The sequence below is a fragment of the Pseudomonas sp. RGB genome, from assembly GCF_007713445.1.
Taxonomy (GTDB): Bacteria; Pseudomonadota; Gammaproteobacteria; order Pseudomonadales; family Pseudomonadaceae; genus Aquipseudomonas.
In genome coordinates, this window is record NZ_VMSH01000008.1 from 231,554 (window position 1) to 253,803 (window position 22,250).

Sequence of the window (22,250 nt, forward strand, 5' to 3'; positions counted from 1 at the left end):
TATGAATGAATCTAAAGTCCCAGATTGGATTACGCGCGGGAAAACTATTTCTCAACTAATTAAAGAGTTGAAAACCTTTGAAAATCAAAATCTCATGGTTGAAATTTCCGTTGACGGGGGGGCGACTAAGAAACCAATAAGTCTCGTCGGAAAAGAGGATGGTGTGTGTGTCTTATTAAATTGCGAGTCTGAGGAATAGTCAAAGTTTAATGTTGTGGGGCGGCCAGCAATAACATGAAGCTGGAGAAAAGGGGACATGGAGAAAAGGGGGCAGATTTATTTGATTTTTCGATTGTTTTCGAATAAATAAATCGGTCCCCTTTTTCGGTGTTCAGTATCCGTTGCAAGGGCAAACTCCCGATTCTTATACGAAGCTTGGAAATGGGCATGTTGTTGTCTACGGTCCTGAGGGGTGTGCACTATATAATGTGTCTAGCTCTCGGGTTAAGGTGGTCATTTGAACAGGCTGGTTGAGACCGAATCTAGTATGTTGGAACAAAGTACATCGCGTAGAGACGTTGAACGATACAGAAATATTTTTCCAATAAGTCAGTTCTTTTCAAAGTGGGAGGATGCACCGGGCCGATCCGTATTCAAAGTGGGCCTGTCGGAAGAAGATTATCGTCTTTGTCATTTATTTGCTGAACAGATCACTAGATATTGGAAGCGCGCGTTATCAGATGCCTTTCCAGAGAAGGTATTTCAGTTTGAAATTGCTGACGATCTTCTCGATGAATATGGCGTCTGTCTGACATTCTGGCAGTTGTAGTTTAAAGAACGCACAGGATGCGTAGAAATATGGGGCAGGCCACGGTTTTGTAAGGGTAATCAAAATTGCTCTTTGAAACATGTGAGTGGTGTCTGACTCCTATTTCTTACTATTTCTTACTGGTGACTTGTAGGTGACTTCGACTCAAGCCTGATTTGGGTTTACTGGTAAAGGTGTTTTGTCCCCTATTTTTCTGGGCAACCTGACATGCATCCTAAGCCCCACTATCATGTGCGAGAGGTGGAGCTAAATCAAAATGTCAAAGGTGCCAGGCCTGCGCGCATCCAGATTACTAGGAGGGAATATGCGGTCACTTGAAATTAGCTTTGAGGGCATTGAGAAACTTTCCATTATTCCAGATTTTGATTTCTATAATCTAAATCTTGTGCTGGGGCTCAGCTTGCAGCGAGAAAATATGGGGCGCGCAGTTGTTACTTACAAGGTTACCCTGAAGATGCTTTATGAGTCCGAGCAGTCGGCGTTTGAAGTTGTTTTAGGGTTTACAGGGGTTCGTCGTTTAGCAGTTCCTGATGTGTGTGGGAGTTTGTACTTGAGCGAAGTTGAAGTGGATGACGTTTCAGCTGATCAGCTTGAAGGAGTTAAATATAGTCTGAAAGACTATGGAGGCACAGGGTTTGAAGTGCTTGCTCGGGAATTTTCAGTTGTCAGCTGCAAGCAACACTTGTGAAACGAGAGTTAAGCGCGAAACGGGGGCAGATCACAGTTCTGTAAAGGTAATCAGCATTGCTCTTTGAAGCATGTGAATGATGGTCTGACCCCTATTTCTTCCCAACCACCGTAAGATATCTTGAGGATAAGTTAGGTGTGAAGATCGGCGAGTTCACTGATTTTTGTAAAAATAAGGCTGGCGCTTGCGCGGAGGTATCTGCCGCAGACTCGCTTGTCAGGCAAGGGGTGGATCCCGCTAGCATAAGGTTTACTGAGGCAGTTCGCACTCGAGAGGTCTGGGGGAAGGATCGTATTCCTGAAGGGGCGATAATTTCACCTTGTGAAAATTGCAGTGTAAGTTGGCCTCGAGGAGATCTATAATGATTGTTTTAAATGAAAGTTGGCGACCTGGATTTGGAACAATATTTACGTGGTTTGCCATAGATAAAAATGGAAGGATCGCTGTAATGGTGAATAATTGTTACGGAGAACTGCCGCAAATTTTGTTAAGGCTCGAAAATGTAGATGCTCAACTTGATAGGCTATCTGAGTTTGTTTGGTGCGAGTCTTCTGAGTTCTTAAGTTGTTTTCCCGATAAATGCGGTGAACTTAAGGTTGACCTTTATTCTGCCTGGCGATATCAGAAAAAATTCTCGAAGGAACGTTTGGTTGAGTACCTGGAGTCTGACCTGTTGGAATCAAAGTCCTTTGCAGAGGCAAATCTATCAGTCAATAAAGGCTTTTATGTCTATCATGGCGTAGAGGGCGATGATGTCGGTGTGGACTATCCTATTGGCTATGAAGGGCAGACTGTAATGGGTGACTATTTCAGGTATTTGGTTCCTACAATATTCGGTGGCATTGATGATATTCCGGAGCCTTTACGTCAGGTGTTGGTGAAGTCTGATAGTTTTGACTTTGCGAGTGATCAGTTGTTGAGGAATGATCAAGTGAGCTATCACTTTTCTCGTATGCTCTACTAGGACCGGAAAAGGGGATGGATTTGAGTGTCACTTACTTGATTTTTTTCGGGTGTCCATTTTTCCTAACCTCGGCTCTTCCGCCGAACGCGTCTGTATCAGTATTGAGTAAGGCTAAGGCCTTCGTTTTATGGTGCGAAGCTCAATCCGTCCCGGCCGGTTTCCGATATGTTTCCTGGCGATCAACTTGAGTAAAACCTGCACACCTTTCGCCTTATTCGTCAGTGCCGTACTGCCTAATCGCAAAGAATAATTGAAGTCTATGTTTGAAGCTAAGCTCACGTGGCAAACAATCAGCTAATAGGGCTAAATTGGCCATTTTAAAGAAAAGGGGACAGATTTATTTAATCGGGAAAACGGGGTCAGGAAAACGGGGTCAGACCACGGTTTTGTAAAGGTAATCAAAATTGCTCTTCGAAACATGTGAATAGTGGTCTGACCCCTATTTCTTCTATTTCTTCTCTTAAATAAATCTGTACCTTTTTCAATAGTTTCCCGATTCTTGGACCGCAGATCGAATAAAAGTTGAAGTGGATGGAGCCTTCCACAATAGAACAGTTGTCGGAAATAAGTGGACCGAAATAACCCCTAGCGGTGTCCAAGTCGAGGGATATATGAGTCCGAAAACTACCGTCTATCCAAAGCTTTAGGTGCATAAAATGAAATTGCATTTTTCATGGGAAGAGTCAGCAGGAGCTCTGTCGCCGGTTTGTAATTCAAACATGGTCAACAGAGATGGCGTTAGCCCGTTAGCGTGCCTCTTAACTGATGATGGCGGGCAATTATTTTTAGACACTGTGCCGTGGTTGGATGAGGGACTGGATAGAACAAGATTAGTTAAGGAGGATAAGGTTGATTTTGTAGACTGGAGTCGCGATGCCTGGGGGGCTGAATTGACTAAAGAACATATAAAAATCTATTCGCTCCATGATGAAAGTTACTTCGAGCTAATTGCTATCGACTCATTTGAAATAGCACTATTAGAGTGGTTGGACTTTATTAAACTGAAACCAGCGGTGGGAATAATTCAGGAGGTTGAAATCTAAACTGCCATTTGGCAGTTGGAGTTGACAGGAAAACGGGGTCAGACCACGGTTTTGTAAAGGTAATCAAAATTGCTCTTTGAAACATGTGAATGGTGGTCTGACCCCTATTCTATGGTAATCAAAATTGCTCTTTGAAACATGTGAATGGTGGTCTGACCCCTATTCTATTTCTTATTTGGTGGGGTTCAGGCACTCGATGGAGCAGTCTACGGTGGTCTTGGCCATTTCCAGCAAATGCCACACCGCCAGAATCTTCGCCCGCTCGGGGCTGGGCAGTAGCTCACTGCAATTGAGTGTTGTGGCCGAAGCGCTGTCGAGCAAGCTGGAAGTGTAGAGCAGGGCGTCTTCGAAGCTCAGGTCTTCGATTTGAACGCCTTGGGCTGGCAGGTAATGGTCGATGGCGCGGTTGAAGGCGGCGCGGTCTTTAGTGGCGTTGCGGGGTGGATCGGGGACGACTTTTTTCATTTTGCAGCTCCTGGGTGATCAAGGAGCCGACACATTTCGCGACTAAACGTAGAGAGAAATAGGGGTCAGACCACGGTTTTGTAAAGGTAATCAAAATTGCTCTTTGAAACATGTGAATGGTGGTCTGACCCCTATTCTATGGAAAGCCAGTGACCGGATCGATCAAAGAAAACGCAGAACAAGTTCATATTCCATTAAGTGAGTATAAAAAGTGGAAAAGTTGGAACTCTCCGAATTAAAATTTCCCGCGATGAGAGATGAGTTGATCTCTTACTTGCAGGGGCTGTCGAGCGCTGAGTATCAATACAACGCTTGGGTTGCAAGAGCAGACCCGGTTTTAGCTTATGATGAATTTAATTATGTTGTGCACTTTTTGTATGATGACACTGATCTGGCGACTGATGCCGACTCGTGGGTCGGATTGATATTTAGGGGGGAGAGTGAAGCGCTCGCTATTTCTGAGGTTGTGCGTAGCTTGGACGTAATATTTGAAAAGTATGGTACAGCGCTTTCCGATGCTGAGTATTTGACGAAGCCTGAATGGGCTTACGTCATTGAGTCATCTAAACATGCACTACTGGAGCTGTCCTGAGCATAAGCAAGAAAAGGGGACAGATTTATTTTTAGAGAAAAGGGGACAGACTTATTTAATTTTTAGATTATGTTCGAATAAATAAATCTGTCCCCCTTTTGTCATTGAATCCAGATGATTTCAAGAAAAGGTGATGATGTATGGTTTTTGATTATTTGACGGCGGGTTCAATTGGCCCCCTAAGCGTTGGTATGCCGAGAGCAGAGGTTCGCTCTTGCTTAGGTGAAGAGTTTAGAGCGTTCAAGAAAACGTTTTTGTCGTCAAATACGCTGGACGCCTTTGATCATCATGCTGTGCACATTTATTATGACGATGCTGATCTTGTAAAGGGCGTGGAGCTGTTTTCTCCGGTAAACTTTTTCTGGCGTGGAAAAAGACTTTTAGGTGAAAGTTATGCTGAGTTGAAAAAATATTTGGCTCACCAGGGCGTCGTTTTTTCTTCAGATGATTTTGGGGTTGAAGTCGATGCGCTTGGGATGGGGTTCTATATTCCGGACATTAGTGATGATGGTGATTTTGCGGCAGTTAAAAGTGTATATATTGACTTGACTGTCGGCTGAGTGGGGAGGCGCCGAAGTCGGAGGCAAGAAAAGGGGGGCAGATTAATTTAATTTTTCGATTGAATTCGAATAAATAAATCTGTCCCCTATTTTGATAAATGGATAGGCCGAAAAAGTTTCCTTTGAAAATGAGGCCCATAAGATTCCAGAGGTTATACAGTGGCTACTCAAGACCTACAGTTGGTGAAGCAGATTTTTGAGTTGCTAGATGCTGGCATCGTGGAGGGCTACGACTCTTTTTGTTATGAGGTAGCAGTAAGCGTGGGGTATATAGAAACTGTTCTTACTGTCGAGAAGGAAGGGGTCCGGGTGACGGATGCAGAAACGGATTACAATGGCGCAATCCTCTATCGTTTGGTGAAGGAATTGAGGGGGTGCGCCACCCGACGTGGTGAAAATTGGAATTCATTTGTGATGACTTATACGCGTGGTGGAGAAGTTAAAACCAAGTTCAACGTTTGATTGATAAAAAGTCTTATATCAAAAATATCCGTGAAAGCGGACGATAAAGGGCGAGGTTATCTATTTGGCTTTGCTCGGTTATTCAGGCGGGAAAAAAAGGGGACAGATTTATTTGATTTTTCGATTGTGTTCGACCAAATAAATTTGTTCCTTTTCTGCTATGCATCTAAGTGGTGTTTATGGATATTTTGAGCAAAAAGTGCATTGCCAGCGTCACGCTGTTTGATTTGAGAGTGTCGGAGGGCGAACTGATGGTGTTTGCCGACTGCATGAGAGTTGTGATGGAGCACTACACCGATTCCCAGATTGCCGACATGACCGTGTGTGAATCGAAGCAAGAGCTTTCTTACTTTCTTTCCGGGGTGACGGATGTCGTGAGAGAGATGGAGAGGCAGGAATATTTACCTGATCGGTTTAAATCCTAGTGGCTGTTTGGGAGAGCCGTTCGGTGTGGACTCATTGTGGGAGCCGGCAAGCCAGCTCCCACAGTCTTTACCGTATTCCGGCAGGCGTTTTTGCGGGGTTCAGGCACTCGATAGAGCGGTCCACGGTGGTCTTGGCCATTTCCAGCAAATGCCACACCGCGAGAATCTTCGCCCGCTCGGGATTAGGCAGCAGCTCACTGCAATTGAGTGTCGTGGCCGAAGCGCTGTCGAGCAAGCTTGAGGTGTAGAGCAGGGCGTCTTCGAAGCTCAGGTCTTCGATTTGAACACCTTGTGTGGGCAGGTAATGGTCGATGGCGCGATTGAAGGCGGCGCGGTCTTTGGTGGCGTTGCGGGGTGGATCGGGGACGACTTTTTTCATTGTTTAGTACCTGTCTGATCAAGGAGCCGAAACTCTTCGCGACTAAACGAGGGTGGCGGCTGTACGCAGGTTAGTCGACCGGTCAGAACAGGAACCCGGCGCGCCCGAAGACGCCCTGCGCACAGCCACCATAACTTCTGGGGGACCATGCGCCTGTTCTGAAACCGAGCGACTAAACCCGATCACTGATAAGCAGTGACGGATCGCAGACTAGCCATCGATTCCAACAGGCACAAGGCGGCAGGGATTGTCTAGGAAACGTCCTGCAATTTAAAGAGACACGCCCTGCTGGCCCTTTACAAACCATGACCCAATGCCACTAATCAGACCGTTCCTACGCTGGAACATAGGAACGATCCGGGCCTTAACGCATATGCAGAATAATCGGGCTGCTGCTCGCCGGGTCGGTGTGCCCGCGCAGCGTGTTCACCGCCGCTGCATCGACCGCACCGCCGTTGTTGCCCCACGTACCCCGCACGTAAGTCAGCACCTGCGCGATTTCCGCATCCGACAATTGCTCCCTAAACGCCGGCATACGGTAGGCGTCCGGTACACCCGCCGTCACGATCCGTTGTGAGCCATTAAGCGTGATGTTGATCGCCGACGCGTTTTCCTTGGCCAGTGCCGAGGTGGCGCCCGCCAGCGGTGGCATCCACTCCGGCTGGCCCTTGCCGTCCAGGCCATGGCAGGAAGCGCAGCGGGTTGCGTAGGTGTGGGCACCCGGTACGTCTGCAACCGCGTTGACCGCCTGATACTGCCACGGCGAACCGTCGCGCTGCGGGTCGCCGGGCAGGGATTTGAGGTAGCGGGCGATGGCGTTCAAATCCTCATCGCTCATGAACTGCGTCGAGTTGTTGAACGCTTCGGTCATCGAGCCATACACCACCGCGTGCTGGTTACGCCCGGTCTTGAGGAACCGCACGATCTCGTCCTCACTCCAGCGGCCCAGCCCGGTGTTGTGGTCCTGGCGCAGGCTCGGTGCATACCAGCCATCGAGCAGGCCGCCGGCCAGGTAGGGCGCGCCGGACTCGTCCAGCGCCTTCTCGTTAAAGGCCAGGCCGCGCGGCGTGTGGCAACTGCCGCAGTGCCCCGGGCCCTGGACGATGTAGGCGCCGCGGTTCCACAGCGCGTCCTGGGCGGGTTTGGCCGCGTAGGTGGCGTTGGGTGCGAACACGCCGTTCCACAGGGCGATGGGCCAGCGCATGTTCAGCGGCCAGGGAATGCCGCTTTCGATGTTGGGCTGATTGGCCGGCTCCACGCCTTGCATGAAAAACGCGTACAGCGCACGCATGTCGTCGTCGTTGAGCTTCACATAAGAGGGATACGGCATGGCCGGGTAGAGCCGTCGCCCACCGGGTGCCACGCCATGGCGTACGGCGCGGTCGAAGTCGGCGAGGCTGTAGGTGCCAATGCCGACATTTTTGTCAGGCGTGATGTTGGTGGCGTGAATTGCCCCCAACGGCGTGGCCATCTCCAGGCCGCCGGCGAACGGCGCCTTGCCCGGCAAACTGTGGCAGGCCACGCAGTCGCTGACGCGGGCGACGTACTCGCCGCGGCTGACCAGTGCCGGGTCGGCTTTGGCGGCAGGTTGTTGATCAAAAGGCGAGGCGGGCTGGCGGGTCACGTACCAGGCCAGTACGCCTGCGGCGACCGCGCCAGCCAGCACCAGCCAGCCTGTGGTTCTAGCCAATCGTTGGTTGTTCATGCGCGTTCCTTGTCGGTCAGGCGAAAGTGTATCGGCTCAAAGGCAGGCTACGAATGCGCTGGCCGGTCAGGTGCGCGACTGCATTGGCCACGGCCGGCGCCACTGCAGGTAACGGCGGTTCGCCGATGCCACCCATTTTTTCACCACTCTCGACGATCTTGACGTGCACCTGCGCCATGCGCGACATAGGCAGGATCGGGTACAGGTCATAGTTGCGCGCCCGTGGTTTGCCGTCCACGTACACCGCTTCCTCCAGCAAGGTTTGCGACAAGCCCAGGGCCACCGCGCCATTCACTTGCGCTTCAACAATCGCCGGGTTGACGATGCTGCCCGGGTCGATGGCTTCCCAGATGTGGTGCACCTTGACCTGACCGTTTTCGATCGACACCTCGGCGACCACCGCAGCGTGGGAGCCGAACGGTGAGGCCATGGCCACGCCGCGTGCACGGCGGCTGCCGTCCTCTGCGGTGTAGGGGCCACGCTTCCAGCCGCCGGACAACTCGCCCACCGCCTGCAGCAGCGTGGTCAGCCGCGGGTTATCGCGCAGCAAATGCAGGCGCAGCTCGTAGGGGTCTTGGCCGCCTTTGTCGGCCAGCTCATCGAGGAACGCTTCATAGAAGAAGTCATTCAGCGAATTGCCCACCGAGCGCCAGTAGCCGAGCATGGTCGGGCCTTTGACGTAGATCTGCGCGATGCGCTTGTTGGGGATCGCGTAGCTTTTGCCCGACAGCCCTTCGAGGGCCGTGGGGTCGATTTTGTCGCCCTGTTTACCGGCGATGGCTTCGCTGGGGCCTTCGGTGGCACTCACCGCTTCAATGGCCACCGGCAACCCTTGCGCGTCCAGCGCAGCGCGGAACTTGACCACGGCCACCGGGCGCAGCACATCGCGCAGGAACTCCTCTTCACGGCTCCAGATCAGCTTGACCGGGCGACCGACTGCCTTGGCCAGCGCGATAGCTTGCGGGTAAGGGTTGGCCGAGTCATACAAAAAGTGCCGGCCGAAAAAACCGCCCAGCAGCGGTGAATGCAGGGTGATCTTCGCCGGGTCGAGGCCGGTGCGTTTGGCGATATCGGCGCGGAACATATCCGGCGCCTGGTTCGGCAGCCACACCTCCAGCGTGCCGTCGGGGTTGAAGCGTGCCAGGGCAGAAGGCGGCTCCAGCTGGGCGTGGTTAACGTACTGGTTATGGTAGGTGGCTTCGACTTTGGTTTTGGCGTTGGCCAGCGCGCCGGCCACATCGCCTTCGTTTTCATCGTCACGCGCCGGGCCTTGCTGGGCGGCGAGGAAGTCGCGGTACTTGTCGCTGGAAAAATCCGCCGGCATCGCGCGTACGGTCGAATCTGCAGCGGCTTCCAGCCATTCCACCTGGATCGCCTCCACCGCGCGCTTGGCGTGCCACCAGCGCTCGGCCACCACGGCCACGGCGCCGGGCAGTTGATGCACCGAGTGCACGCCCTTCATGGCTTCGACCTGCGCCTGGTTACGCAGGCTGCCCACGGTCATGCCCAGGCGCGGCGCGTGCTGGACGGCGGCGTGGAGCATGCCGTCAACTTTCAAGTCGATGCTGTATTGCGCCTTGCCGGTGGATTTGTCGTAGGCATCCAGGCGTTTCACCGGTTTACCGATCCAGCGGAATTGGCTCGGGTCGCGCAGGGTGATGGTGGCCGGGTCGGGCACCGGCATGTCCAGGGCGCGCCCGGCCAGCTCACCGTAGCCCAGCGAGCGGCCGGAAGCGGCATGCACCACGCGGCCGGGTGTTGTGGTCAGTTGCGCGACCGGCACACCAAGCTGCTCGGCGCCGGCCTGCAGCAGCATCGCGCGGGCCAGGGCGCCGAGGCGGCGCATGGTCGGGTAACTCATGCGCACCGACATGCTGCCGCCGGTGATGCGCATGCCGTTTTCCATCACCACATACGCGTCGCCGGGCGGCGCGGCCTCGACGATGAAGGTGGCGGGGGCGGCGTCCAGCTCTTCACCGACAATCTGTGCCATGGCGGTGTGAGTGCCCTGGCCGCCTTCCATGAAGGGGCTGAGCAAACGCACGGTGCCATCAGGGCGAATCTCTAAAAACGCTGGCACTTGGGTGCCGCGTTCTGCTGCGTTGGGCGTGGCGGCGTAGGCCCTGGGTGTGCCCAGCGGCAGGCCGAAGCCAATGACCAGCGCGCCCACGGCGGTGCTGGCCAGGAAGCGGCGCCGGGACAGGTTGATCGGTTCGCCCAATGGCGTCTCGAGGACGGCGTTGCGCGTGTTCATCAGGCGCTCTCCTGCCGGGCAGGCTGAACGGCCAGGTCATGCACCGCCGTGCGAATGGCATTGTAGGTGCCGCAGCGGCACAGGTTGATCATCGCCGCCTCGATCTGCGCATCGCTGGGCGCCGGGGTGTGCTTGAGCAGCGCAGTGGCGGCCATCACCTGCCCGGACTGGCAGTAACCGCATTGCGCCACTTGATGCTCGACCCAGGCCGCGACCACGCGCTTGCCCACGTCATCGGCTTCGATCGCCTCGATGGTGGTGATCTCGTGGCCAACCACTCCCGCCACTGGCGTGACGCACGAGCGCACCACGTTGCCGTCCACCAGCACCGAGCAGGCGCCGCACTGGGCCAGGCCGCAGCCGTATTTGGTGCCGGTCAGCCCCAGGTCATCACGGATCACCCAGAGCAGCGGCGTATCGGCGTCGGCATCGACCTCGTAGGATTTCTGGTTGATACGTAATTGCATGGTTCACCTGCTGATCATCGGTTGGTGTGGCTTTTTTTATAAGTTGCCCATCGTTGCACTCTAGACCACGGCGCAACAGCTATCGATCCAGTCATCGACAACTCGGAGGATCAGGCAAGAATTCGACAGGATTGCACCACTGCGCATGCTTTTAGCCTGTAGGCCTTTGCTGATCCAGGCCGGTGCGTCGCACTTTTTTTCATTCTTCTGATCTATCCCTGTCACGACCGCGCTCATTCTGCGCGTGGACAGCAGCCAGACCCGGTGCCGATGGATCGAACGTCAATTGCTTTTATCACCCGCTGGCCGCTGCTGATCGCAGCGGTGTTTATGTTCTGTGCCACTGGCTGCAGCCAGCAACAGGGCCGCGATATCGCCAGGCAGTTGCGCGATGGCAAGCCCGATGAGTTTTTTCAGACCAGCGTCGACCGCATGGCAACCCTGAGCATGCGCGACAACCTGCAAAGCCTGTACGTGCTGATGAACAAGCTCTACCTGCGCAACCCCAACCAGTGGCGCCAATCGGGTTATACCGATGCCGTGAGTGCCGCGCGGGAAATTCGCCGGGCCATCGAGAACCGGCAACCGCTGCCTGCCCTGGGGGACCGTCGGGACCTGGTGGCATTGAGCTATTCGCTGAGCCCGGAGTTTCGCGGCGACCGGGTCGGGGCGTTTATCTATGCCATCGGCAGCATGCTGGTGACTGCACACGGTGGGCGCACGCAGTTTTATGTCACCGACTCGATCAACCCGCAATTTGTCAGCAATGCCGCGCGCAATATCGAGAAAGCCACCTGGCTGCTCAGCCAGCGTCAGGACGCCAATGGCGTGTTGCTGCTGTTCTCCAATGAAATCTCGGAGGAGGGCAGCAACCTCAGTTTCGCCGTTGAGTTCGGCAAAGTGGTTGCGCGCCTCGACCTGCTTGCCCAAATGCTTGACGAGCGTTACCGGCGCGTTGCACTCAATTACGCGCAGAGCTTGCTGCTGATGAATTTTTTGCCCGTGCAGTGATGCGGGGACCGATCATGCGGTGCGGCATTTCCCTTTCATATGTGGGAAACGGCCTATCTTGCCCCCCTTTGCTTGAAACATACCCACGGTCGGCAATAGCCTCGGACTTTTCTTAACGATGAGTGCCTACCTTGGGAAAGCGCAAAACGGTTTGGCCTACTGATCGCGAAGTCCGCCTGCGATTTATCCTGTTTGCCGTGATCGACGTGGCAAGTGCTCAAGGCGTCCCCGCTGACGTGCTATTGCCCGCCCACAAACTGCTGCGCGACGCGCCGACAGAGGCGCAGTTGCGTGACGCGCTCGCGAATGTTCTGGCGTGTGACGAAATGCTTGGGTTCAGATTTGCGCAGGGCACAGAGGCGGATGATTTGCTGCGCTCGCTGGCGTCGACGGCCGATGAGACCCCAGCAGGGTTTATTTGAAGCGGGTTAGGTCGTTTATTTCCTTACGATTGGTCTCAAGAGCCTAATCGCATATCTACAGCGACGTTTATCTGCCTATACAAGAGGTCAACGACGCCACCGCCTCGCTGTCCGCCGAGTTGCGGTAGCGGTGGGGCTGGTCGGTGTAGAACAGGATCGAATCGCCGGTGGAGGGCCGTGTCGTAGGGGAACTACGCGCGGCTGACAAACGCACCATCGGCGCTCACCAGGCGTTTGCTCTGCTGCGCCGGCAACACTTCGACGCCTTCAAAGGCGCGGTCTTCTAGAAAGGCCGCCACTGACACCTTCAACCCCTTGGCAATTTTGCACAGCACCTTGATCGACGGCACGCTGCGGCCCGATTCGATCTGCGCCAGCATTGCCCGGACGCCGCAGGCGCGTGCCAGGCCGTCCAGCGACAGGTGGCGTTTGCTGCGCAGGCGCTGCGCGACACACAGGCTGGTGTCGTCGTCATCGGTGCCAGGTTTTGGAAGCGGTTCGGTTGACTCGGCAAGTGCCTGCAGAAAATTCATCGGTCTTACGCCTGGCGCGTATCAATGGAGGGCGCCGCCTGGGCGGTCAACACGGCAAGCCCGGCGCGTGCCGTGTACATCGCCCACATCAGCTCGGCCGTATTTCCTTAAATACTGAGTTTGCATGTGTTAATTCGATTTTGGACTTAACCAACACAGGCCGTCCGAAGCTGTTGTGGGAAGGGTCTGGTCCGTTAATAAGGCGTGACTCGGTAAGCCTGCGTGGCTTCCCACCCCTGTTCGCGTGCTCGGCCCAGGCCTGTCGCGCCCCAAATTCCAAGGATCTGCCCATGCTGTTGCGCCAACCTCCGCTCCTTTTTGCCGCCTTGACCCTCAGTTCACTGGTGCAGGCCGAAGACCTGCAACTGGCACCGGTCGAGGTCACCAGCAGCGAGGTCAGCGCAGGCGAAGTGGCCCAGGCGCAACTCAAAAGCGTGCCCGGTGGCACCAACTACATCGACATGAGCAGCGTGCAGCAGGGCCGGGTCAGCACCAATGAAGACGTGTTCAAGTACCAGGCCGGGGTGTACGCCAAGGCGGCCAACAATGAAGGCGTGAAGCTTTCGATACGCGGTTCGGGCTTGAACCGCAGCCCCGGTTCGCACGCCTCCGGCCTGTATGAAATGTTCGACGGTTTGCCGCTGACCGGCCCAGGCGGCACGCCCTACGAACTCAAGGACCCACTGTGGCAAAGCCGCGTCGAAGTACTGCGCGGCGCCAATGGCTTTGACCAGGGCGCGCTGGCTTTGGGTGGGTCGGTGAATTACGTCACCCGCACGGGTTACGACGCACCCAAACTGCAGGTGCGTTATGAAGCAGGCAGTCGCGGTTATGCCCAGCGCGAGATCAGCTCCGGCCAGGTGCTGGGCGATGCCGACTATTACATCAGCCTCACCGACTCCGAATCCGATGGCTACCAGCACCAGAGCGCCGGTACCGGCAAGGGCATCGCCGCCAACTTCGGCTACCGTTTCAACCCGGACCTGGAAACGCGGTTTTATTTTCGTTACCGCGAAACCACCAATGACACCCCCGGCAAGCTGACGCGTGAGCAGATTAGCCACGATCCAACGGCTGCCAACAGCCTCAACGCCGCCCGCGATTCCAAGCGCTTGCAGCCCGGTTCGACCTGGATCGCGAACAAGACCACCTTGCAGTTGGATGACAATTCCCGCGTCGAGGTCGGGCTGGCCTATCACGACTATCCGATGGACTTGCGCGAGGGCACCAATCGCCTGAAAGTCGCCTACACCGACGTCAGTGGCACGCTCAATTACATCCGCCAGGACCTGCTGTTCGGCCACGACAGCAAGACCACGGTAGGGCTGCGCAGCACCCAGGCGATGCCGAATAACGGTGCCTCGGAATACGTGCGCACGCCTGCCGGCAACACGGCTATTTACGCGCCCGGTACCAAGACCCGCGACTACAGCTATCTCGGCGCTGACACCGTGCTGCATGTCGGCAACGACTTGGAGCTGGTACCGGACCTATGGCTGACCACCGGCCTGGCCGCGATCTACACCCGCCGCGAAACCCAAGTCACTTATCCCGAAGGTCAGGCGCCGTTGAGCCAGCACGACTGGGACTACGCCCCGCGTATCGGCCTGCGCTATGACTTCAACGCGCAATTGCAGGTGTATGGCAACCTGAGTCGCTCGGTCGAGCCACCGCACGCGTGGTCGATGATCTGGGGTTCCAATAAATACTTTCCCACCGGCAGCGGCCCGGCCACCGGCTTGCAGCGTGAAGGCGTGAGCCTGCGCAATCAGACCGCTACCACTGTGGAAGTCGGCGGCCGTGGCGAACAGTGGTTCGGCCAGTGGGACCTGGCGCTGTACCGCTCAGAAGTGCGTCACGAACTGCTCACCGTCGAAACGCAGGCGCAAACCGCCACCACCAACGCGATTGTCGCCGAAGCCAACGCCAGCCCCACCGTGCACCAGGGTGTGGAACTGAGCCTGCTCAGCCCGCTGTGGGACGGCGGCGGCAATGGCCAACTGGCCTTGCGCCAGGCCTACACGTTCAGCGACTTCCACTACCGCGACGACGACCGCTTCGGCGACAACACCCTGCCGGGCATCCCCAAGCATTACTACCAGGCGCAACTGCGCTATAGCCACCCGACGGGGTTCTACACCAGCCTCAACACCGAGCATTCCTCGCGTGTGGCGGTGGACTACGCCAATTCCTACTACGCGGCGGCCTACACCACCCTCGGCGCCACCTTCGGCTACGACGCGCCCAAGCAGGACTGGCAAGCCTGGGTCGATGTGCGCAACCTCACCAACCGGCGCTACGCCAATACGGTCACGCCGGGCTATGACGACAAGGGCCTGGATGTGGCGCGGTCCACACCGGCAGACGGGCGAGGCATTTATACCGGCGTGTCGTGGAGTTGGCGTTAAGCAACCGTGTGGTGAGCAGACGTCTGTGACTGGCGTGCTTACTGTGGCAAGCGGACTTACTGTGGAGCGCGGGCTCACTGTGGTGGGCAGGCTTACTGTGGCGAGCGGGCTTGCCCCGCGTTGGGCTGCGCAGCAGCCCCAAAACCAGCGACCGCGTTCTACCTGCCAAAACGCGGTGGGCCTACTGGGGCCGCTGCGCGCCCCAACGCGGGGCAAGCCCGCTCGCCACAGGAAGTCCGCTCGCCATAACTACCAGCAAGTAACGCCCGAAAACAGAACTGGCGCAGACCTGAGCCCCCCTTGCCCTCATACCGTTTTGCTGGCATTGTTCGCGCAATTGGTAATATTTCCCATTTGAGAAGTTTTTGCGCATGCATGACATTCCGGCCGCGCCGGGCGATGGCGCCCGTCAGCAGACCCTCACGGCAATGTACCGCGAGCACCACGGCTGGTTGCACGGCTGGCTGCGCAGAAAACTCGGGTGTTCGCAGCACGCCGCCGACCTGGCCCACGACGCGTTCATCCGCGTCCTGATGCTGGCCGAACCCCACAACATCAAGGAACCGCGGGCCTTTCTCGCCACCACCGCCGGGCGTTTGCTGATTGATGGCGCGCGGCGCCGCCGCATCGAAAAGGCCTACATGCAGGCCCTGGTGATTGAGTGCGAAGACGCCGGCATGCCTGATCCGGCGGCAATCCACGTGGCGTTGCAGGCCCTGGAGCGCATCGCCGAGATGCTCGCCGGCTTGCCCGCCAAGACCCGCGAAGCCTTTCTGTTAAGCCGCCTCGACGGGCTGACGTACAGCGAAATCGCGTGCTGCCTGGACGTGTCGCCCAGTACCGTCAAAAACTACATTTCCACGGCGCTGGTGCATTGCTACCACAGCCTGCACGCGGCGGACCCGCTGTCGTGAGCACTGAACACATCATCCAGCAAGCGGCGAACTGGCTGACACGCCTGCACGACGAAGACGTCAGCGACGCCGACCGCCAGGCCTTCAACACCTGGTGCCAGGCCGACCCGCGCCATGCCGTCGCCATCGAACGCATGCGTGCGCTGTGGGGCAATTTCGACGCCGTGCCCGCGCGCCCGGCGCGTATCGCCCTTAACCGTGCCTTCGCCCCACGACGCTCGCGGGGCGCACAGGTGCTGGGTTTACTCGGCGTATTGCTCTGCGGCTGGGTCGGTCTGGAGCGCGCGCCGGTGTGGATGGCCGATCAGCGCACCGGTGTCGGCGAACGTCGGCAGGTCGCCCTCGAAGACGGCAGCCGGTTGCAGCTCAACAGTAACTCGGCCGTGGACGTGAAATTCGACGGCCACCAACGCGTGATCCAGTTGCTGCAGGGCGAGCTATGGGTCGAGGTGGCCAAGGATGCGCAACGGCCGTTCGTGGTGCGCACCGATCAAGGCACGGCCACCGCCCTGGGCACCCGCTACCTGGTCAAGCGCGCCGCGGACGGCACCACCGTGGTGACGGTGATCGAGTCCAGCGTGGCGGTCAAAGGCGAGGGCGCAGAAGGCGTCAAGGTCGCGGCCGGCCAGCGTGCGGTGCTTGACCATGGCCGCGCCCAGTCGCCGCAGGCGATTGGCAACACCGACCCGGACGCCTGGACGCGTGGCCTGCTCAAGGTCAATGACCAGCCCTTGAGCGATGTGCTGCAAACCCTCGCCAGCTATCGCCATGGCCTGGTGCGGTTTGACCCACAGGCCCTGCAAAACCTGCGGGTGTCCGGTGTGTTCAAGCTCGACGACACCGCGGCGGCGCTCGCGGCACTGGCCGATAACCTGCCGATCAAGGTGGAGTACTTCACGGACTTGCTGGTGGTGGTCAAGCCGCGTTAAGTCAAGGTTCATGCTGGCGCAGGCGCTTGTACAACGTGTTGCGGCTGACGCCCAACTCCCGCGCCAGGTGGGAAATATTGCCGCCAGCGGCCTTCAAGCGTTGCGTGAGGTCGATGCCATCTTCCACACCCTGGCTGGCAGGCAACGGCGCTGGCACGTTCAAATCCACAAAAAAATCATCCGGCAGATGCTCGGGGCGCACCGGCTGCTCCTCGGCCATGGCCAGCGCTACCTGCAACACGCTGCTGACCTGGCGCAAATTGCCCGGCCACGGGTGTTGCTCGAACAACGCCAGCACCTCGGCACTCAGCCCGGCCCATTGAGTTGGTTCGCGGTGCTGCTGCCACAACTGCTGGAACAGCGCCTGCTTGTCGGTACGCTCACGCAACGGCGGTAGCTCCAGCGTCAGGCCGCCAATGCGATAGTACAAATCCTCGCGAAAGCGCCCGGCCTGCACCCATTCGCGCAACGCGCGGTTGGTGGCGGAGATGATCCGCAAGTCCACCGGGAACAGCTCGCTGCTGCCCACCGGCTGCACGCAGCGCTCCTGCAACACCCGCAGCAAACGGGCCTGGGTCGGCAGCGGCATATCGCCGATCTCATCCAGAAACAACGTGCCTTTGTCCGCCTTGCGAATCAGGCCGATGCTGCCTTTCTGATTGGCGCCGGTGAAGGCGCCTTTTTCATAGCCAAACAGCTCAGACTCGACCAACTCCGCCGGAATCGCCGCACAGTTCACCGCGATAAACGCCTGCGCGCTGCGCGAGCTGGCCTGGTGCAGGGCTTTGACGAACACCTCTTTGCCGACGCCGGTCTCGCCGTGGATCAGCAGCGGAATGTCTTTTTCCAGCAGACGCTCGGCCTGGCGCACGGCTTTTTCCACACGCGCATCGCCAAAGTGCAGGGTGTTAAGGCTGATCGAGGTCGGCTTCAGCTCGGCAGGCTTGCCCGGCTTGGGCTCACTGAAGACCCGCGCCTGTATCGGCATCTTCTTCGGCCGCTTCAATAAACACTGAAACCGATTGCGTCCCGCCGCCTGCAGCGAGAACGGCAAGCCTTCCGGCTGGTTCAGCAACTCCAGCAACGAGACCTTGAACAAACTGTCGATCAGCACCCGCGACAAACTGATGCCCAGCAAGTTGTCCGCACGGCGGTTGGCCGACAGCACTTGCCCGCTCTCATCAAAAATCAGCAGCCCGGCCCACTGGCTGTCGAGGTTGTTCAGGCCGGTGTTGAAGGTCAGCTGGAAATGCTCGCCGCGAAACAGGTTGAGGATCAGCCGGTTTTCCACGGTCTGGCTCATCATCTTGACCATGCCCAGGGTGTGGGAGGGCGGCAGATAGCTGTCGCTGGACACATCCAGCACCGCGATGATTTCGCGCTGGGCATCAAAGATCGGCGCCGCCGAGCCGGTCATGAAGCGGTTGGCCTTGAGGAAATGTTCGTCGTGCTCGATATGCACCGCCTGGGCACAGGCCAGTGCGGTGCCGATCGCATTGGTGCCGCTGCTGCGCTCCCTCCAGCTGGCGCCGGCGCTGAAACCGCGCGCCAGTTTCGGCTCGATAAAGCGCTGGGTGCCCCACGAGGTCAGGACCTGGCCCTGGTTGTCGGCCAGCATGATCAGGCAGTTGGAATTGCTCAGGATGTTTTCGTAGTAGGGCAGCACTTCCTGGTGGGTGGTCTGCACCAGTGAATGCTGGCTTTCCAGCAATTGGCTGATGCCCTCGGCGGGCAGTTGGTCGAAGCTGGGCGTGCTCTGGTGGTCCAGGCCAAACGCGCGGCAGCGGCGCCAGGAATCCTGGATGAGGGTGTCGTGAGCCAAGGGTTCGGCCATGGAGGCGACCTTCTTTTTTATTGTTATTGGGCTTGCACAATCTGGCTGAAGAAACAGGGGCGAAATGTGGGAGCGGGCTTGCCCGCGAATGCGGTGGGTCAGTCAATACAGATGCCGACTGTTCTACCGTCATCGCGGGCAAGCCCACTCCCACCTTTGATTCGCGTCGCCCATCAATTGTTGTTCACAACTGTTCATTGTCAACCCCGCGCCTGTTCAGTTGTTCAGCCCCAGGTGTTCACCTGTGTTCATGCTCGAGCGGCGTATTCGGCCCATGTCCTTACAGATCAATCACCTGCCAGTTCTGGCACGAAACTCGCTCCGAGTCGTTGCCAGATTCACTCCAATAATAAAAAAGGGCGTGTCATGTCATTGACCCTGGAACATGTCTCCCGCGTCGTCGAAGGCCAGACCTGGATCGACGACGCCAACCTGCGTTTCGAAGCCGGTTCCTTTAACGTCTTGCTGGGCCGCACCCTATCCGGCAAGACCAGCCTGATGCGCCTGATGGCCGGCCTGGACAAGCCCGACAGCGGCCGCATCCTGATGAATGGCGTGGACGTCACCCACAAGCCGGTGCGCCTGCGTAACGTGTCGATGGTCTACCAGCAGTTCATCAACTACCCGACCATGACCGTGTTCGAGAACATCGCCTCGCCGCTGCGCCAGGCCGGTGTGTCCAACGAGCTGATCCATAGCAAGGTGCTCGAAACCGCGAAAATGCTGCGCATCGAGAAATTCCTCCAGCGCCATCCGTTGGAACTGTCCGGTGGCCAGCAGCAACGCACGGCCATGGCCCGCGCGCTGGTCAAAGACGCCGAGCTGATCCTGTTTGATGAACCGCTGGTGAACCTGGACTACAAACTGCGCGAAGAACTGCGTCAGGAAATGCGCGAGCTGTTCAAGGCCCGCCACACCATCGCCCTCTACGCCACCACCGAGCCTAATGAAGCACTCGCCCTTGGCGGCACCACCACGATTCTGCATGAGGGTCGGGTGATCCAGAGTGGCAAGGCTGCCGAGGTGTACCACCAGCCGCAGACCGTGCTGGCCGCCGAATTGTTTTCCGAGCCGCCGATCAACCTGATGCCGGGGCGGATCAGCGGCAATGAAGTCAGCTTCGCCAATTTTGTGCACTTCCCGCTCAACGTCGACCTGCGCCCCATCGGCGAGGGCGAGTTCCGCTTTGGCGTGCGCCCCAGCCATATCAGCCTGGTGCCGAGCAACGACGATGACCTGGAACTGGCCGTGACCGTGGAAGTGGCCGAAATCAGCGGCTCGGAAACCTTCCTGCACGTGCGCAGTGAGCATTTCCTGCTGGTGCTGCACCTGCCGGGCGTGCACGAGTACGACGTTGATGCGCCGATCCGCGTGTATATCCCCACCCATAAACTGTTTGTGTTCGATGGCCAGGGCCGCTTGGTCCAGGCCCCCGGGCGCCGCGTAGCGAGGGTTGCCTGATGGCCGAGATCCATTTGCAGAACCTCGCGCACAGCTACAGCCCTACACCCGCCGGCCCTGAAGACTACGCGATTCGGGAAATGAACCACGTGTGGGAGCAGGGCGGCGCCTACGCCTTGCTCGGGCCGTCCGGGTGCGGCAAGTCGACCTTGCTGAATATCATCTCCGGCCTGCTCAACCCTTCGGAAGGCCAGGTGCTGTTCGACCACAGGGTGGTCAACGAACTCACCCCGGAGCGCCGCAACATCGCCCAGGTGTTCCAGTTCCCGGTGGTGTACGACACCATGACGGTGTTCGACAACCTGGCCTTTCCGCTGCGCAACCAAGGCATGCCCGAGGCGAAAATTCACAGCAAGGTGCAGGAAATTGCCGAAGTCCTCGACCTGCAAACCCTATTGAGCAAAAAGGCGCGCAACCTCACTGCCGATGAAAAGCAGAAAGTCTCCATGGGCCGTGGCCTGGTGCGTGATGACGTGTCGGCAATCCTGTTCGACGAGCCGCTGACGGTGATCGACCCGCACCTGAAGTGGAAACTGCGGCGCAAGCTCAAGCAGATCCACGAGCAGTTCAATATCACCATGGTCTACGTGACCCACGACCAGCTTGAAGCCTCGACCTTTGCCGACAAGATCGCGGTGATGTACGGCGGGCAGATCGTGCAGTTCGGCACGCCGCGCGAGTTGTTTGAGCGGCCCAGCCATACGTTTGTCGGCTATTTCATTGGCAGCCCCGGCATGAACCTGATTGAAGTGCAGGCCGAGGCGGGCGGGGTGCGGTTTGCCGGCACGCTGCTGCCGTTGCCCGAGGCGATGCAGCAGCGCATCCGCGACACCGACTACAAAAAACTGCAGGTGGGCATCCGTCCGGAATTTATCCACGTGTGGGACGAGTACAACCCTGACGCGCTGCAGGCCGACGTCACGCATGTCGAAGACCTTGGCACCTACAAGATCATGACCCTCAACCTCGACGGCGCGCCGTTGAAGGTGCGCCTGGCCGAAGACAAACCGGTGCCTCAGGGCAGCGCCTCGATCAGCTTTCCGGCGCAGTGGCTGATGGTCTACGCCGATGACTACCTGCTGGAGGTGCAGCCATGAACAAGGTGCAGAACAACAAGGCCTGGTGGCTGGTGTTGCCGGTGTTCCTGTTGGTGGCGTTCAGTGCGGTGATCCCGATGATGACCGTGGTCAACTACTCGGTGCAGGACATCTTCGACCAGTCCAGCCGCTACTTTGTCGGCGCCGACTGGTACAAGCAGGTGCTGCTCGACCCGCGCTTGCATGACTCCTTGCTGCGCCAGTTCATCTACTCGGCCTGCGTGCTGCTGATCGAAATCCCGCTGGGTATCGCCATTGCCCTGACCATGCCGACCAAGGGTCGCTGGTCGTCGCTGGTGCTGATCATTCTGGCGATTCCGCTGCTGATTCCGTGGAACGTGGTGGGCACCATCTGGCAGATCTTCGGCCGTGCCGACATCGGTTTACTCGGTTCAACCCTCAACGCCATGGGCATCAACTACAACTACGCGGCCAACACCATGGACGCCTGGGTCACGGTGCTGGTGATGGACGTGTGGCACTGGACTTCACTGGTGGCGTTGCTGTGTTACTCGGGGCTGCGCGCGATCCCGGACGTGTACTACCAGGCCGCGCGAATAGACCGTGCATCGGCCTGGGCGGTGTTCCGGCATATCCAGTTGCCGAAGATGAAAAGCGTGCTGCTGATCGCGGTGATGCTGCGGTTCATGGACAGCTTCATGATCTACACCGAGCCCTTCGTCCTCACCGGCGGCGGACCGGGAAATGCCACCACCTTCCTCAGTCAGACCCTGACCCAGATGGCTGTCGGCCAATTCGACCTGGGCCCGGCGGCGGCGTTCTCGCTGGTGTACTTCCTGATCATCCTGTTGGTGTCCTGGCTGTTCTACACCGCCATGACCCACTCCGACGCCAACCGCTGAGGCCG

Annotated in this window: 22 protein-coding genes and 2 pseudogenes; 17 read left to right on the forward strand and 7 right to left on the reverse strand. The window is 57.6% G+C overall.

Annotated features, from left to right (window positions below):
* Position 1 precedes the first annotated feature (1 nt).
* The 5 genes and pseudogenes from FPT15_RS18770 (at position 2) to FPT15_RS18800 (ending at position 3,464) form a co-directional block, all read left to right on the forward strand.
* Positions 2-199: a hypothetical protein gene (locus FPT15_RS18770; protein ID WP_145163576.1), complete on the forward strand. Its 198-nt coding sequence runs from the start codon at positions 2-4 to the stop codon at positions 197-199.
* Positions 200-1,073: 874 nt separating this feature from the next.
* Positions 1,074-1,457, forward strand: coding sequence for a hypothetical protein (locus FPT15_RS18780; RefSeq protein ID WP_145163578.1), 384 nt, complete (start codon positions 1,074-1,076; stop codon positions 1,455-1,457).
* 361 nt (positions 1,458-1,818) lie between these two features.
* Positions 1,819-2,421 (forward strand): hypothetical protein, encoded by a 603-nt coding sequence (locus tag FPT15_RS18790; protein ID WP_256676493.1) that lies wholly within the window; start codon positions 1,819-1,821, stop codon positions 2,419-2,421.
* A gap of 500 nt (positions 2,422-2,921) precedes the next feature.
* Positions 2,922-3,068: pseudogene (locus FPT15_RS18795) on the forward strand (hypothetical protein); the annotation flags it as partial.
* A 9-nt stretch (positions 3,069-3,077) separates the two neighbouring features.
* Positions 3,078-3,464 (forward strand): DUF5376 family protein, encoded by a 387-nt coding sequence (locus FPT15_RS18800; protein ID WP_178119718.1) that lies wholly within the window; start codon positions 3,078-3,080, stop codon positions 3,462-3,464.
* A gap of 171 nt (positions 3,465-3,635) precedes the next feature.
* Here FPT15_RS18800 and FPT15_RS18805 read toward each other — a convergent pair whose 3' ends face one another.
* Positions 3,636-3,929: a DUF6124 family protein gene (locus FPT15_RS18805; RefSeq protein WP_145163582.1), complete on the reverse strand. Its 294-nt coding sequence runs from the start codon at positions 3,927-3,929 to the stop codon at positions 3,636-3,638.
* A 211-nt stretch (positions 3,930-4,140) separates the two neighbouring features.
* On the opposite strand from FPT15_RS18805, the gene FPT15_RS18810 reads away from it, so the two are divergent.
* From FPT15_RS18810 to FPT15_RS18825, 4 genes are all read left to right on the forward strand, one after another.
* Positions 4,141-4,521, forward strand: a complete 381-nt coding sequence (locus FPT15_RS18810; RefSeq protein WP_119735448.1) for a hypothetical protein — start codon at positions 4,141-4,143, stop codon at positions 4,519-4,521.
* A gap of 140 nt (positions 4,522-4,661) precedes the next feature.
* Entirely contained in the window at positions 4,662-5,081 is a 420-nt protein-coding gene (locus FPT15_RS18815) for a hypothetical protein (RefSeq protein ID WP_145163584.1), read from the forward strand.
* 159 nt (positions 5,082-5,240) lie between these two features.
* Entirely contained in the window at positions 5,241-5,543 is a 303-nt protein-coding gene (locus FPT15_RS18820; RefSeq protein ID WP_145163586.1) for a hypothetical protein, read from the forward strand.
* A 179-nt stretch (positions 5,544-5,722) separates the two neighbouring features.
* Positions 5,723-5,968, forward strand: coding sequence for a hypothetical protein (locus tag FPT15_RS18825; RefSeq protein ID WP_145163588.1), 246 nt, complete (start codon positions 5,723-5,725; stop codon positions 5,966-5,968).
* 67 nt (positions 5,969-6,035) lie between these two features.
* Here FPT15_RS18825 and FPT15_RS18830 read toward each other — a convergent pair whose 3' ends face one another.
* The 4 genes from FPT15_RS18830 to FPT15_RS18845 all read right to left on the reverse strand — a co-directional run bounded on the left by FPT15_RS18830 (position 6,036) and on the right by FPT15_RS18845 (position 10,773).
* Positions 6,036-6,347 (reverse strand): DUF6124 family protein, encoded by a 312-nt coding sequence (locus tag FPT15_RS18830; protein ID WP_145163590.1) that lies wholly within the window; start codon positions 6,345-6,347, stop codon positions 6,036-6,038.
* Between the two features lie 364 nt (positions 6,348-6,711).
* Positions 6,712-8,052 carry a cytochrome c gene (locus FPT15_RS18835; protein WP_145163592.1) on the reverse strand — a complete coding sequence of 447 codons (1,341 nt, stop codon included), beginning with the start codon at positions 8,050-8,052 and terminating at the stop codon, positions 6,712-6,714.
* A gap of 16 nt (positions 8,053-8,068) precedes the next feature.
* Positions 8,069-10,306 carry a xanthine dehydrogenase family protein molybdopterin-binding subunit gene (locus FPT15_RS18840; RefSeq protein WP_145163594.1) on the reverse strand — a complete coding sequence of 746 codons (2,238 nt, stop codon included), beginning with the start codon at positions 10,304-10,306 and terminating at the stop codon, positions 8,069-8,071.
* The gene (locus tag FPT15_RS18845; RefSeq protein ID WP_106580615.1) at positions 10,306-10,773 is read right to left on the reverse strand and encodes a (2Fe-2S)-binding protein; all 468 of its coding nucleotides are present in this window, start codon (positions 10,771-10,773) and stop codon (positions 10,306-10,308) included. The genes FPT15_RS18840 and FPT15_RS18845 overlap by 1 nt, the downstream gene beginning before the upstream one ends.
* Positions 10,774-11,043: 270 nt before the next feature.
* Between FPT15_RS18845 and FPT15_RS18850 the strand changes: the two genes are divergently transcribed.
* Positions 11,044-11,784, forward strand: coding sequence for a hypothetical protein (locus tag FPT15_RS18850; protein ID WP_145163596.1), 741 nt, complete (start codon positions 11,044-11,046; stop codon positions 11,782-11,784).
* A 131-nt stretch (positions 11,785-11,915) separates the two neighbouring features.
* Entirely contained in the window at positions 11,916-12,206 is a 291-nt protein-coding gene (locus FPT15_RS18855; protein WP_145163598.1) for a hypothetical protein, read from the forward strand.
* Positions 12,207-12,273: 67 nt separating this feature from the next.
* Here FPT15_RS18855 and FPT15_RS18860 read toward each other — a convergent pair.
* Positions 12,274-12,739 (reverse strand): annotated as a pseudogene (locus FPT15_RS18860) (helix-turn-helix domain-containing protein).
* A gap of 290 nt (positions 12,740-13,029) precedes the next feature.
* On the opposite strand from FPT15_RS18860, the gene FPT15_RS18870 reads away from it, so the two are divergent.
* The 3 genes from FPT15_RS18870 to FPT15_RS18880 all read left to right on the forward strand — a co-directional run bounded on the left by FPT15_RS18870 (position 13,030) and on the right by FPT15_RS18880 (position 16,990).
* Positions 13,030-15,147 carry a TonB-dependent receptor domain-containing protein gene (locus FPT15_RS18870; protein ID WP_145163600.1) on the forward strand — a complete coding sequence of 706 codons (2,118 nt, stop codon included), beginning with the start codon at positions 13,030-13,032 and terminating at the stop codon, positions 15,145-15,147.
* Between the two features lie 371 nt (positions 15,148-15,518).
* A complete protein-coding gene (locus tag FPT15_RS18875; protein ID WP_145163601.1) occupies positions 15,519-16,061 on the forward strand; it encodes a sigma-70 family RNA polymerase sigma factor in 543 nt (180 codons plus the stop codon).
* A complete protein-coding gene (locus FPT15_RS18880) occupies positions 16,058-16,990 on the forward strand; it encodes a FecR family protein (RefSeq protein ID WP_145163603.1) in 933 nt (310 codons plus the stop codon). The genes FPT15_RS18875 and FPT15_RS18880 overlap by 4 nt, the downstream gene beginning before the upstream one ends.
* Position 16,991: 1 nt before the next feature.
* Here FPT15_RS18880 and FPT15_RS18885 read toward each other — a convergent pair whose 3' ends face one another.
* On the reverse strand, positions 16,992-18,824 hold the full coding sequence (locus FPT15_RS18885) for a sigma-54-dependent Fis family transcriptional regulator (RefSeq protein ID WP_145163605.1): 1,833 nt from the start codon (positions 18,822-18,824) through the stop codon (positions 16,992-16,994).
* A gap of 366 nt (positions 18,825-19,190) precedes the next feature.
* Between FPT15_RS18885 and FPT15_RS18890 the strand changes: the two genes are divergently transcribed.
* The 3 genes from FPT15_RS18890 to FPT15_RS18900 are packed head-to-tail and all read left to right on the forward strand — an operon-like array spanning position 19,191 to position 22,245.
* Positions 19,191-20,285 (forward strand): ABC transporter ATP-binding protein, encoded by a 1,095-nt coding sequence (locus FPT15_RS18890; RefSeq protein ID WP_145163607.1) that lies wholly within the window; start codon positions 19,191-19,193, stop codon positions 20,283-20,285.
* Positions 20,285-21,382, forward strand: a complete 1,098-nt coding sequence (locus FPT15_RS18895; RefSeq protein WP_145163609.1) for an ABC transporter ATP-binding protein — start codon at positions 20,285-20,287, stop codon at positions 21,380-21,382. The genes FPT15_RS18890 and FPT15_RS18895 overlap by 1 nt, the downstream gene beginning before the upstream one ends.
* On the forward strand, positions 21,379-22,245 hold the full coding sequence (locus FPT15_RS18900; protein WP_017137728.1) for a carbohydrate ABC transporter permease: 867 nt from the start codon (positions 21,379-21,381) through the stop codon (positions 22,243-22,245). Before FPT15_RS18895 ends, FPT15_RS18900 begins: the two co-directional genes overlap by 4 nt.
* Positions 22,246-22,250: the final 5 nt, after the last annotated feature.

What these genes read in the sequence shown, in the direction of transcription:
- FPT15_RS18885 (WP_145163605.1), bottom strand. Translation starts at nt 18,824, where the DNA reads ATGGCCGAACCCTTGGCTCACGACACCCTCATCCAGGATTCCTGGCGC.
- FPT15_RS18895 (WP_145163609.1), top strand. Translation starts at nt 20,285, where the DNA reads ATGGCCGAGATCCATTTGCAGAACCTCGCGCACAGCTACAGCCCTACA.
- FPT15_RS18840 (WP_145163594.1), bottom strand. Translation starts at nt 10,306, where the DNA reads ATGAACACGCGCAACGCCGTCCTCGAGACGCCATTGGGCGAACCGATC.
- FPT15_RS18770 (WP_145163576.1), top strand. Translation starts at nt 2, where the DNA reads ATGAATGAATCTAAAGTCCCAGATTGGATTACGCGCGGGAAAACTATT.
- FPT15_RS18890 (WP_145163607.1), top strand. Translation starts at nt 19,191, where the DNA reads ATGTCATTGACCCTGGAACATGTCTCCCGCGTCGTCGAAGGCCAGACC.
- FPT15_RS18825 (WP_145163588.1), top strand. Translation starts at nt 5,723, where the DNA reads ATGGATATTTTGAGCAAAAAGTGCATTGCCAGCGTCACGCTGTTTGAT.
- FPT15_RS18830 (WP_145163590.1), bottom strand. Translation starts at nt 6,347, where the DNA reads ATGAAAAAAGTCGTCCCCGATCCACCCCGCAACGCCACCAAAGACCGC.
- FPT15_RS18780 (WP_145163578.1), top strand. Translation starts at nt 1,074, where the DNA reads ATGCGGTCACTTGAAATTAGCTTTGAGGGCATTGAGAAACTTTCCATT.
- FPT15_RS18870 (WP_145163600.1), top strand. Translation starts at nt 13,030, where the DNA reads ATGCTGTTGCGCCAACCTCCGCTCCTTTTTGCCGCCTTGACCCTCAGT.
- FPT15_RS18850 (WP_145163596.1), top strand. Translation starts at nt 11,044, where the DNA reads ATGGATCGAACGTCAATTGCTTTTATCACCCGCTGGCCGCTGCTGATC.
- FPT15_RS18815 (WP_145163584.1), top strand. Translation starts at nt 4,662, where the DNA reads ATGGTTTTTGATTATTTGACGGCGGGTTCAATTGGCCCCCTAAGCGTT.
- FPT15_RS18805 (WP_145163582.1), bottom strand. Translation starts at nt 3,929, where the DNA reads ATGAAAAAAGTCGTCCCCGATCCACCCCGCAACGCCACTAAAGACCGC.
- FPT15_RS18835 (WP_145163592.1), bottom strand. Translation starts at nt 8,052, where the DNA reads ATGAACAACCAACGATTGGCTAGAACCACAGGCTGGCTGGTGCTGGCT.
- FPT15_RS18790 (WP_256676493.1), top strand. Translation starts at nt 1,819, where the DNA reads ATGATTGTTTTAAATGAAAGTTGGCGACCTGGATTTGGAACAATATTT.
- FPT15_RS18845 (WP_106580615.1), bottom strand. Translation starts at nt 10,773, where the DNA reads ATGCAATTACGTATCAACCAGAAATCCTACGAGGTCGATGCCGACGCC.
- FPT15_RS18875 (WP_145163601.1), top strand. Translation starts at nt 15,519, where the DNA reads ATGCATGACATTCCGGCCGCGCCGGGCGATGGCGCCCGTCAGCAGACC.
- FPT15_RS18900 (WP_017137728.1), top strand. Translation starts at nt 21,379, where the DNA reads ATGAACAAGGTGCAGAACAACAAGGCCTGGTGGCTGGTGTTGCCGGTG.
- FPT15_RS18800 (WP_178119718.1), top strand. Translation starts at nt 3,078, where the DNA reads ATGAAATTGCATTTTTCATGGGAAGAGTCAGCAGGAGCTCTGTCGCCG.